The organism is Colwellia sp. E2M01, from assembly GCF_018860585.1.
GTDB lineage: Bacteria > Pseudomonadota > Gammaproteobacteria > Enterobacterales > Alteromonadaceae > Colwellia.
The window spans coordinates 39,689-49,993 of the sequence record NZ_JAHKPR010000002.1 but is presented as its reverse complement, the minus strand read 5'-3'; the positions used below and the strand labels follow the sequence as shown (position 1 = coordinate 49,993).

12 protein-coding genes are annotated in these 10,305 nt (G+C 37.0%); 5 read left to right on the top strand and 7 right to left on the bottom strand.

Annotation, left to right across the window (positions count from 1 at the left end; translation table 11 throughout):
• Positions 1 to 42: 42 nt before the first annotated feature.
• Positions 43 to 708 carry a GMP/IMP nucleotidase gene (yrfG, locus tag KO502_RS00435; RefSeq protein WP_216020586.1) on the bottom strand — a complete coding sequence of 222 codons (666 nt, stop codon included), beginning with the start codon at positions 706 to 708 and terminating at the stop codon, positions 43 to 45.
• A gap of 141 nt (positions 709 to 849) precedes the next feature.
• Here yrfG and nudE point away from each other — a divergent pair, with 141 nt between their 5' ends.
• Entirely contained in the window at positions 850 to 1,401 is a 552-nt protein-coding gene (gene nudE, locus KO502_RS00430) for an ADP compounds hydrolase NudE (RefSeq protein WP_216020585.1), read from the top strand.
• A gap of 138 nt (positions 1,402 to 1,539) precedes the next feature.
• Positions 1,540 to 2,361 carry a 3'(2'),5'-bisphosphate nucleotidase CysQ gene (gene cysQ / locus KO502_RS00425; protein WP_216020584.1) on the top strand — a complete coding sequence of 274 codons (822 nt, stop codon included), beginning with the start codon at positions 1,540 to 1,542 and terminating at the stop codon, positions 2,359 to 2,361.
• A gap of 43 nt (positions 2,362 to 2,404) precedes the next feature.
• Here cysQ and KO502_RS00420 read toward each other — a convergent pair whose 3' ends face one another.
• The 4 genes from KO502_RS00420 to KO502_RS00405 form a co-directional block, all read right to left on the bottom strand.
• A complete protein-coding gene (locus tag KO502_RS00420; protein WP_216020583.1) occupies positions 2,405 to 2,641 on the bottom strand; it encodes a YheU family protein in 237 nt (78 codons plus the stop codon).
• A gap of 198 nt (positions 2,642 to 2,839) precedes the next feature.
• The gene (locus KO502_RS00415) at positions 2,840 to 2,968 is read right to left on the bottom strand and encodes a DUF3149 domain-containing protein (protein ID WP_216020582.1); all 129 of its coding nucleotides are present in this window, start codon (positions 2,966 to 2,968) and stop codon (positions 2,840 to 2,842) included.
• 167 nt (positions 2,969 to 3,135) lie between these two features.
• The gene (locus KO502_RS00410) at positions 3,136 to 3,888 is read right to left on the bottom strand and encodes a tetratricopeptide repeat protein (RefSeq protein WP_216020581.1); all 753 of its coding nucleotides are present in this window, start codon (positions 3,886 to 3,888) and stop codon (positions 3,136 to 3,138) included.
• 94 nt (positions 3,889 to 3,982) lie between these two features.
• Complete coding sequence (locus KO502_RS00405) at positions 3,983 to 5,917, bottom strand: ATP-binding cassette domain-containing protein (RefSeq protein ID WP_216020580.1); 1,935 nt, start codon at positions 5,915 to 5,917, stop codon at positions 3,983 to 3,985.
• A gap of 169 nt (positions 5,918 to 6,086) precedes the next feature.
• On the opposite strand from KO502_RS00405, the gene KO502_RS00400 reads away from it, so the two are divergent.
• The gene (locus KO502_RS00400; RefSeq protein ID WP_216020579.1) at positions 6,087 to 6,290 is read left to right on the top strand and encodes a YheV family putative zinc ribbon protein; all 204 of its coding nucleotides are present in this window, start codon (positions 6,087 to 6,089) and stop codon (positions 6,288 to 6,290) included.
• Between the two features lie 312 nt (positions 6,291 to 6,602).
• Here the strand turns inward: KO502_RS00400 and KO502_RS00395 are convergent, their stop codons facing one another.
• Together KO502_RS00395 and KO502_RS00390 are read right to left on the bottom strand one after the other, a co-directional pair.
• Positions 6,603 to 6,866 (bottom strand): SlyX family protein, encoded by a 264-nt coding sequence (locus KO502_RS00395; RefSeq protein ID WP_216020578.1) that lies wholly within the window; start codon positions 6,864 to 6,866, stop codon positions 6,603 to 6,605.
• A complete protein-coding gene (locus tag KO502_RS00390; protein WP_216020577.1) occupies positions 6,848 to 7,831 on the bottom strand; it encodes a PQQ-binding-like beta-propeller repeat protein in 984 nt (327 codons plus the stop codon). The genes KO502_RS00395 and KO502_RS00390 overlap by 19 nt, the downstream gene beginning before the upstream one ends.
• A gap of 212 nt (positions 7,832 to 8,043) precedes the next feature.
• Between KO502_RS00390 and KO502_RS00385 the strand changes: the two genes are divergently transcribed.
• Entirely contained in the window at positions 8,044 to 8,805 is a 762-nt protein-coding gene (locus KO502_RS00385) for an FKBP-type peptidyl-prolyl cis-trans isomerase (RefSeq protein WP_216020576.1), read from the top strand.
• A 210-nt stretch (positions 8,806 to 9,015) separates the two neighbouring features.
• Entirely contained in the window at positions 9,016 to 10,284 is a 1,269-nt protein-coding gene (locus tag KO502_RS00380; RefSeq protein ID WP_216020575.1) for a glycosyltransferase, read from the top strand.
• The last annotated feature ends 21 nt before the right edge of the window (positions 10,285 to 10,305 follow it).

Genomic DNA, 10,305 nt, shown 5'->3' with positions numbered 1-10,305 from the left:
CATCACATCAGGTTAGTTAATTTCAAGTTAGTTAATTTCAAGTTAGTTAATTTCAGATAATAGCCTTCTATAATCAACAATATTAATAAAGCCCTCAATATTTTTAGCGGGGATTTTACTGTTAGGATTTGCTACCGCCATAATGTACTTTATACCAAATTCTTGTGCCGCTAATAATACTTGTTGAGAATCATCGACGAATAATGTTGATTCATTATCAAAATTAAGCGACTGCTGTAATTGTTGCCATAATGATTGATTTTCTTTTGTTGTACCAAAAGTATGGCAGGAAATTAATTCATCAATATGGCTATCTAATTGCGTCTTTTCTATTTTTAAACTGAGTGAATCAGGATGTGCGTTAGTTACTAATACAACTCTTTTCCCACAGGCTTTAAGGGCATCTAAAAAGGGTATAGTGTCAGGCCTGAGCTTAATTAAATGACTTAATTCATGTTTTAGTTTAATGATGGGTAAATCTAATTGTTGTTGCCAATAGTCTAAGCAATACCATTCTATTTTACCCTGTACAGCACTATATTTTGCCATCATCTCTTGTTTAGCTTGTTGCAGTGTTATTTTATGTTTTTTAGCTATGATTAAAGGGATATGTTCTAACCAAAATTCGGTATCAAAATTAAGATCAAGTAGGGTTCCATCCATGTCTAAGAGTACGGTGTTTATTTTTGACCAATTAATCTTCGTCATTTTTGATAGTTCCTCAAAAAATATTCATTTAATTACTTTGTAATGCGTATAAATATTAACACTTAGCTATTCCAAAAGTATTGTTTATCGTGTCATTATAGCGATATCTGAGTGATAAAATTAATAAATGTAGTTTGTAATATGTCTAATAAAAATCAATTGCCAATTATTACTGATCGCAAGCAAGTGGCTAAAAGTGCATTGTTTGGTATTGAGCAAATAGATCTGACTTTCAGTAATGGTGAACAACGACAGTACGAGCGCATGATGGGCTCAGGTAGAGGCGCTGTCATGATAGTGCCAATGATTGATGACGATACTTTATTGTTAGTGCGAGAGTATTGTGCAGGCACCCACAGTTATTTACTGGGCTTTCCTAAAGGCTTGATTGATGAAGGTGAGTTAGCTGAACATGCCGCTAATAGAGAGCTACAAGAAGAAGTAGGCTTTGCCAGTAAAGATTTACATAAATTATCAGAGTTAATGATGGCTCCTGCATTTTTTAATGCCAAAATGACCATCTTTTTAGCCAAAGAATTATACAGCTCAGTACTTGAAGGAGATGAGCCAGAGCCTCTTGAGGTGGTAACTTGGTCAATAAAGGACTATAAAGAACTATTACAGCAGGAAGATTTTACCGAAGCGCGTAGTATTGCTGCATTAATGTTATTACGTGATTTTCTGCAAAGTTAACAGATTAATATTACTTTTCAGAGCTATTGTTTTAAAGACATCATTTAAGAGAATGATTTACCCAATATTTCAATAGAATTTAAAGCCTGAATTCAGATAAGAAGTAATAGAATAGATATAAATAGGCGGGATATCATAATGAGCCAAGAGAACTTACTGAATATAGCTTTACAAAGCGCCAAAAAAGCTGGCGTTGAAGTCATGAAGTACTATCGCCAAGGTAACTACACACAAGAAACTAAAGCCGATGAAAGTCCAGTAACAAGTGCGGATATTGCCGCTAACGATATATTAATGGATCAGCTTAAAACGCTAACCCCTGATATTCCTATTATCTCCGAAGAAGTGGGTGCAGTGCAGCTGAGTGACCGTAAAGATTGGTCTCGTTATTGGTTACTTGATCCTATTGATGGTACCGGTGAGTTTATAATTGGTAGTGGCGATTTTGCAGTCAATGTAGCCTTAGTTGAAAATGGTTGGCCAACCATAGGGGTTATTCATGCACCTGATCACGGCCTTACTTATTATGGACAAAAAGATCTCGGCGCTTTTAAAGAAAACTTTGAGGCAAGTTACGCTATTAAAGTTGCTCAATACGAAGAAAAACGCCGTATTAAAGTAGCGATAAGCCGTCGTCAGCATTTAGCTTTAATGGGGCAATACCTTAACGATGACTTTGATTATGAGCATGTTGCCTTAGGTAGTTGTTCATTGAAAAACTGTTTGATTGCCGAAGGTGGTGCCGATTGTTATGTACGTGTTGGTGTTACCGGTGAGTGGGATACAGGCGCTAGCCAATGTATTTTAGAGCAAGCTGGTGGTAATATCATTGATAGTGAATTTAATCCACTTAGTTATAATAAACGTGAAAGTTTACTGAACCCTGATTTTCTTAGTTTAGGCTCGCAAGATATACCTTGGCAGAAAATTATTAAGCCGCATCGTAAAATATATGAATAGCGTCATGCTAATTTTATAAGCCAGTGCTAAGTCACTGGTTTTTTTATGCCTGTTCTTCCATACCCGCTTGAAATTGATCACTTGGTAAAATATTAACACTTTCGTGCAATTCAGAATAAACCAATACCGCATCGCCTTGCTCAAGTTGTTGCTTAACTTGAGCTATTTTAGCTTGTTTAGTTACATCTTCAGCGCCGTACTCTGTGCCTTCTCGTAAAATAAAGTCTTCAATAATAGCGGTTAATGTTTCAGTCGGTAGCTGTTCTAATGGGATAATCATACGGGAGCTTATGCTTAATGTTTGGGTTATCAATAATGAGGTAGCATTGTAACGCCGATTGGCAAAAGGCGAAATGGATTCGTATTGATTTGCACTTAAAACAATTGAAATAAAGTGGTTTTCAAGGGGAGAAGAATATTAGGTTAACAAGCTATTCGTGTAATTTGACTAATACGAATAACTTGTTATTAAAACTTGCTACAGTCCATTTTTGATATGTGACATAAAGTAATATACATAAAAAGCACATATACCCAACATAATAGCGATACCGCCAAAAGCAAACATTACAATAGGGTCGCTGGTTAACATTGTTAATAGATTCATGGTGAACTCCTCACTTTACAAGTGACTTTCTAGGACATTTACAATAAATCCAGTGTAGTCGAGTTGTTCAACAATTAGTCTGATTTAGATCAATATAATGTGTGCTTTATGCAATATAGTTTGATGTTAGAATAGTCATCATAGCAGTGCTTCATGTAAAGCAGTGTTTAATATAAACGCTGTGCTTCAGCTATTCTTGCTTTGTTCTCTTGTGTAGTAACCATATCTTGGTATAGCTTAGTGGCTTTTTGGGTGTTCTCTTCAACCATTCTTTGTGACATATTACGGGCATCCATTTGTCTACTTTTTTCTGCATTTGGGTAACCATTCCAAGCAGCTATGGTATTCCATACATAAGATAAGTCGTCGCTTTTCTCTACGCCTTTGCCTTCGCTATAAAGTAACGCTAAGTTATATTGCGCTAGCGCATAGTTTTGGTTAGCAGCACTTTTGTACCAACGTGATGCTTTAAAGTCATCTTGTTCTACACCTAAGCCATTAGCGTACATTACCGCTAAATTAAACTGCGCACTGAGAATGTCTTTTTTGGCGGCTTTATGGGTTAATTCAAAAGCTTTTTTAAGATCTTTCTTCACAAATTTACCGCTAGAGTAATACAAGGATAATTCAAACTGTGCATCTGGGTTATTTTTATCAGCGGCCAGAGTGAATAACTCAAGGGCTTTTAATCCATCTTTGCGAACACCGTAACCATTTTGATAAATTAACGCCATTTGATATTGTGCGGGTGCGTAACCTTCAGCGACGAGTGGTTCAATAAGTGCGATAGCTTTGTGAAACTCTCCGCGATTTAATTCATAAATACCTAAGTCTAGGTTATCGTCTTGACTTAACACAGAGAAGCTAGTTAGTACTGTGCTTAGTAATGTTAAGGTAAACAGTAATATTTTAGTGTTCATGTTATTTCCTCTTGCGATGTGTCTGTATTTTTTCAGTGAGTTATTTAAATAATAATGTTATTTCAGTATAGATGACATTATTCAGGATCCGGTATTATTCAGGAACAGACATTATCTCTTCTATTTCTTCAGCGAGTTCCAGCCAAACCATTTCGTTTTCTTCAAGGTTATTTTTTAAATCAGCCTGCTTTTTTAATAAATCGGTTAATTCAGTTTTACGCTCAGCTTGATAAAGATCAGTATCACTTAATAAGGTTTCAATTGCGGTCATTTCTGTCTGCCATTGCGTGATTTTTTTCTCTAACTTGTCAGCTTCTTTACGCAGTGGTGCGGCTTTTTTTCTAAGCTCGGCTTGTTGTTGACGTAATTGTTTTTTGTCTAAACCTTTGTCGTTGCTATTACTATTTTGCTGCTCTGATTTAATCGATTGTACGGTTTGTTTCTTATCGTCGTTAAGCCACTGCTGATAATCATCAATATCACCACTAAAGTCGCTTACGCGGCCGTTAGCAACAAGATAAAACTCATCAACACAAGATTCGAGTAAAAACCTATCATGGGCAATCAAAATTATTGCACCACCAAAGTCTTGCAGTGCCATTACTAAGGCTTGACGCATTTCTAAATCTAAATGGTTAGTTGGCTCATCAAGAAGTAATAGTTGTGGTTTTTCTAAAACAATTAACGCCAAAACTAAGCGGGCTTTTTCACCACCTGACATAGTCGCTACTTGTGATAAAGCTTGATCGCCACTAAAGCCAAATTTACCTAGAAAAGTTCGTGCTTGTGGTTCACCTAGTTCAGGTTTTGACCGCAATATATGATCAACAGGGCTTGATGGCGCATGTAATTGTTCTAATTGATGTTGCGAAAAATAACCGACTTTTAACTCTTGTGCGCAATAACGCTCGCCATTAAGTAAAGCTAATTCGCCTGCTAAGGATTTAATAAGGGTTGATTTACCTGCGCCGTTTCGGCCAAGTAAACCAATACGGCTACCTGGTACCAAAGTTAAACCTACATCATCTAAAATAATAGTTTGTTCAGATTTTTCTGATTTTGCATAACCACACTGACTTTCAGTTAAAGATAATAGCGGGTAGGGTAGGCTTTCAGGCTCTTCAAAGCTAAAAGTAAATTGACTATCAACATGCGCTGGCGCTAAATCGGGTAGCTTTTCTAAACGTTTTAAACGACTTTGTGCTTGTTTAGCTTTACTGGCTTTGGCGCGAAAACGATCAACAAAAGCAGTTAAGTGTGCCGCTTCTTTTTGTTGTTTTTGATATTGCGCGTCTTGCTGCGCTAAATGCTCTCGGCGTTGACGTTCAAAAGCAGTGTAATTGCCGCTGTATAATTTGGCGCGTTGGTGTTCAATATGTAAAATTTGACCGATAACTGTATCCAGAAAATCTCGGTCATGTGAAATAAGCACTAGTGTGCCGGTAAAGCGTTTTAACCAACGCTGTAGCCAAATTACCGCATCTAAGTCTAAATGGTTGGTTGGCTCATCGAGAAGTAATAAGTCAGCGCGTGATATAAGCGCTTGCGCTAAGTTTAAACGCATACGCCAACCACCGGAAAAATCTTTTACTGGGTTATCAAGCTGCGATTGTAAAAAACCTAAACCATGCAGTAATTCACCGGCGCGAGCAGGCAAACTGTAGCCGTTAATGGTATCTATTTTATTAATGATGGTGGCTTCTAGTGTACCGTTATCATTAATACGAGCCTGATCTAATTCTTTTTCTAATTGGCGATATTCTGTGTCGCCATCCATCACGTAATCTAATGCACTTTGCTCTAACGATGGAGTTTCTTGCTTTACCGTAGCAATATCCCAACTACTAGGCATAGATAAATCACCAGAGTCAGGCGCTAAATCACCTAATAACGCCGCAAATAACGAGGACTTTCCACAGCCATTACTGCCCACTAAACCCACTTTATGATTAGGGTGAATTGTAAAACTAGATGATTTGATGAGATTTTTAGCGCCTCTATCTAAACTTAAGTCTGTGGCTACGATCAATGGTTATTCCTCGGTAAAATAGCAATATAAAAAGCAATGTATTTAGCGGTAAAATAGCTTTAATAATACGCGCTAATAAAATGCAGGTGCATTGTCGCTTTTCCTATGGCTACTATTCAAGGTAAAATAGCGATAATTGAATATTAATACTGATAAGTAGCAGATAAAAATGAGCAAAGTATCAAAAAAAAGGTTTATTGCTGGCGCCGTTTGTCCAAAATGTAAAGCAATGGACACCTTAGCGTTAACGAAAGAAAATAATGTTGAAAAAGTAACCTGTGTGGTTTGTGGAGAGCAAATGGTACAAACCGAAGAGCAAGTTGAAAAAGTAGTACGTCAGCATGAGCAGGTTATTGGTGTATTCAAACCTTGATAACAGCTAATTTATTGTTGTAATAAGCTAATTAGTTCATCAGAAGTACTCATTGACTAACGTCAACTCCGCGCACCTTCTTCTTATAACAGTTAATTTATTGCTGTATTGATTAATTAGTTCATCAGAAGTACTCATTGACTAGCGTCAACTCCGTGCTCCTTCTTTCTAATTAACCCATACAGCTTCAAATTATTCTGTTATATGCTGCTTTTCGTTAGAGATTTAAGAAGTATTAAAGAAAGAAAAAGTACTAGTTGATGATTATCAATTAGTACTTTTTCTTTCTATAGATAGTTTAAATAGATAGTTCTAATAATGCGGCGGTGGTGGCTCAATTTCTTCTGTATCGCCTGATAACATACTGCTGTCTTTTAAGCGTTTAGCCACTAACTGTAATTGTTGTTTTAATTCAGACAATTGACTGTTGTGAGCGGTAAGCTCTTGACTTAGCTGCTCAATAACATCATCTTGAAATACATTGCGTGATTCTAAATCATCCACACGTTCTTCAAGTTGTTGTATATAATTCGAATTGGCGTCGTGTGCGCTTAAAGTTACTTCGTGATTGGCCATGATTCAACATATCCTGATGAGCTTATCGTTAAGAGGTTGTTATTATCGCCAAATGCAACGCCATACACAACAGCACCAGTCGGTCTATTTGCATCTTTAGGGGAAACAAACCAATGTGAAAGGCGTTTTCCGGTGGCAATGTCCCAGACACTGACTTTTCTTGATGCAGCCCCAGTAACTAAGATTTTACCATCAGGTGAAAAACTTATCGAACTAAACACTTCTTGTCGTTTAGTACCTTGTAAGCTACTAATGCGTTTACCTGTTTTTAGATCCCAAAGGTAAGCACCTTGCATACTATCAGCAGAAAATGCATATCTGCCTTTTGGATCTAAGGCAACTTTAGACACACGCGAAGTATGATTGAATTGATAAATTACTTGTCCTGATTTGCTGTCCCAAACGTAAGCAGTAAAATCATTGCCGCCTGATATGGCAACACGTCCGTTAGGTAGCATATCTACGGTATTTATTTTTTCGTTATGGCCTAAAAACTCTAACCGTCTACCTGTATCAACGTTTACATGCACAACTGTGCCGTTGCTTTTACCAATAAGTAAGTAATCACCACCATTACTTACCGCAATATCTCTAATAGTAGACTCGCGAACTTGCCAATAACCTTCAGATTTCCCTGTTGTTATATTCCACAACGCAAAGTTTTCTCGGTTTGCCGTCATTACATGGCTAGCATTATCGCTAATATCAATCGAAAGTACTAAGTTATCGCTGCTGTTTTGTTCTTGTGCCCAATTATAAATACGTTGATTTTTTGTTAAATCCCACACACTTAAACCGTGATGAATAGATGACACTACCGCATAATTAGCATTACTGGCAATATCTCCCGCATAAGCCCCTTCCACAGACAATTGCCAACGGTGTAAAGGTTCCTCTGTAACAGGTTTACATGCAGTAATTAAGAGTAATAAGGTTAATGGAAAAATCAATTTACAATTTAACAAGATATTAATACTTTTTTATTTGGGCATTTATCGTTAGTATAAGTTCTTTTTTGAAATTGTTTAGTGTTATCTTTACTTAATTCTTAATCTTACTTTAATTTGGATGAGTTAATATTTAGAAAAATTAATTTAAGTATTTTATTTAAGATCACAACGCAGTTTTATATTTGATTGGGGAAACACTCCAATTGTATTATTAAATGGAGATATGAATGAAATTGTTTAAGCCTACCCTAGTAGCCCTAGCATTAGTTGCCGTTGTTGGTTGTAATGAAGAAGTGGTTGCAGAAGCCAAAGCGCCTGTACTTGATACTGAAATACAAAAACAGTCATATGGTTTAGGTGCCTCAATTGGTATGTACATGCAACGTAACCTAGTAGAGCATGACAAATTAGGTTTATCGCTAGACAAATCACTTATCATAAATGGTTTTGTTGACAGCATTGAAGGTAAATCACTAATCGAACAAGAAGAAATTCAAACGTTATTGCAAAACCTTGACGCGTCAATGAAAGAAAAACAACAAGCTGCTTTAGTTGAAGCTGCTGAAGCTAGCTTAGCTGAAGGTGTTGACTTTCTTGCAGAAAACGCTAAAAAAGAAGGCGTGATGGTAACTGAGTCAGGTATTCAGTATGAAGTTATTACTGAAGGTGAAGGCGCTAAACCTTCAGCTGAAGATACTGTAACTGTGCATTATAAAGGCACATTCTTAAATGGCGAAACATTTGATAGCTCATACGATCGTAACGAGCCAGCTGTTTTCCCACTTAACCGTGTAATTCAAGGTTGGACTGAAGGCGTACAATTAATGCCTATTGGCTCTAAGTATAAATTTACTATCCCTTCAGATTTAGCGTACGGCCCTAACGGTAACCCACCACGTATTCCTGGTAACGCTGTACTACAATTTGAAATTGAATTATTAGATATTCAAGTAGCTGAAGCACCAGCAGAAATGGATACGCAAGGTTAAGCAGCTCACTAGTGAGTTATTAGTAACATAATTAGTGAATAGCTCATTGTGATGTTACTAATATAACTAGATAACCTTAAAAGGTTAAGCAAAATAGTAAGCCGTTCGTAAGTCATTGCGAACGGTTTTTTGTTTTTAAGTTAGGTTTATGGCACAAGGCTGTTCGTTTTATGGCAAAATATAGCCACTTGTTACACTATTAACTCCTTTATGAAAAAACTTCTTATTATTGGTTATGTTTGGCCAGAGCCTAATTCTTCTGCGGCGGGTAGCCGTATGATGCAATTAATTAACTTCTTTCAAGCACAAAATTATCACATTACCTTTGCAAGTCCTGCGCTACAAAGCGATCACATGGTTGATTTAAAAGCGTTAAATATCAGCGTGGAAAATATTAGTCTGAATTGCACGAGTTTTGATGACTTCATTAAGGTACTACAACCACAGGCGGTAATGTTTGATCGCTTTATGATGGAAGAGCAATTTGGCTGGCGTGTTATTGAGCAATGCCCTGATGCATTACGAATTTTAGACACAGAAGATTTATTTTGTTTACGCAATGCTCGTCATCAAGCCTATAAAGAAAAACGTGAACTTACCGACCAAGACTTGCTAACCAGTGATATGGCTAAGCGAGAAGTCGCTGCCATATTTCGTTCTGACATTAGTTTAATGATTTCAAGCATTGAGGTTGAGCTACTACAGCGTTTATTTAAAGTTGATGCGAGCTTATTACATTATTGTCCTTTCATGTTAAATGACGCTCAATTATCTCAACAAAATCCAAGCTTTCAACAGCGACAAGATTTTATGGCGATTGGTAATTTTAGACACGCGCCTAATTGGGATGCCGTACTATGGTTAAAGCAACAAATATGGCCATTAATACGTAAACAACTACCTAACGCTAAATTGAACATTTATGGAGCCTATCCGCCGCCAAAAGCGACAGATTTACATGATGAAAAGTCAGGTTTTTTAGTTAAAGGCTGGGTGGATGATGCCGTACTTGCTATGCAAAGTGCCAAAATCTGCTTAGCACCATTGCGTTTTGGTGCGGGTATTAAAGGTAAGTTAGCAGAAGCCATGTATTGTAGTACGCCTTCGGTTACGACCGAAATTGGTATTGAAAGTATGCAAACCAATTTGCCTTGGGCTGGGGCGATAGCAAATGATCCGCAAGGTATTGCTGATGCGGCGGTAAAGCTTTTTCAAGATGAAAGAAGCTGGCAAACTGCCAGTGATTTAGGTCAAAAAAATGCAGCGTTAATGTTTCAACAAACAGAGATATTAATTAAATTAGCTGAAAGAATAACGCAAGTTAGCAATCATATTACTGAACACCGTCAAACTAATTTTATTGGCAGCATGCTTAATCATCATCACCATAAAAGCACACAGTATATGTCGCAATGGATTGATGTTAAAACTCAGTTAAAGGAGATGAGTGAGAAGGGAAGCAAAGATACGGACGAATAGTGCCTGCCATAAGTCATCTAA

Coding starts and splice junctions, on each gene's coding strand:
- yrfG (WP_216020586.1), bottom strand. CDS start 708: ATGACGAAGATTAATTGGTCAAAAATAAACACCGTACTCTTAGACATG.
- nudE (WP_216020585.1), top strand. CDS start 850: ATGTCTAATAAAAATCAATTGCCAATTATTACTGATCGCAAGCAAGTG.
- cysQ (WP_216020584.1), top strand. CDS start 1,540: ATGAGCCAAGAGAACTTACTGAATATAGCTTTACAAAGCGCCAAAAAA.
- KO502_RS00420 (WP_216020583.1), bottom strand. CDS start 2,641: ATGATTATCCCATTAGAACAGCTACCGACTGAAACATTAACCGCTATT.
- KO502_RS00415 (WP_216020582.1), bottom strand. CDS start 2,968: ATGAATCTATTAACAATGTTAACCAGCGACCCTATTGTAATGTTTGCT.
- KO502_RS00410 (WP_216020581.1), bottom strand. CDS start 3,888: ATGAACACTAAAATATTACTGTTTACCTTAACATTACTAAGCACAGTA.
- KO502_RS00400 (WP_216020579.1), top strand. CDS start 6,087: ATGAGCAAAGTATCAAAAAAAAGGTTTATTGCTGGCGCCGTTTGTCCA.
- KO502_RS00395 (WP_216020578.1), bottom strand. CDS start 6,866: ATGGCCAATCACGAAGTAACTTTAAGCGCACACGACGCCAATTCGAAT.
- KO502_RS00385 (WP_216020576.1), top strand. CDS start 8,044: ATGAAATTGTTTAAGCCTACCCTAGTAGCCCTAGCATTAGTTGCCGTT.
- KO502_RS00380 (WP_216020575.1), top strand. CDS start 9,016: ATGAAAAAACTTCTTATTATTGGTTATGTTTGGCCAGAGCCTAATTCT.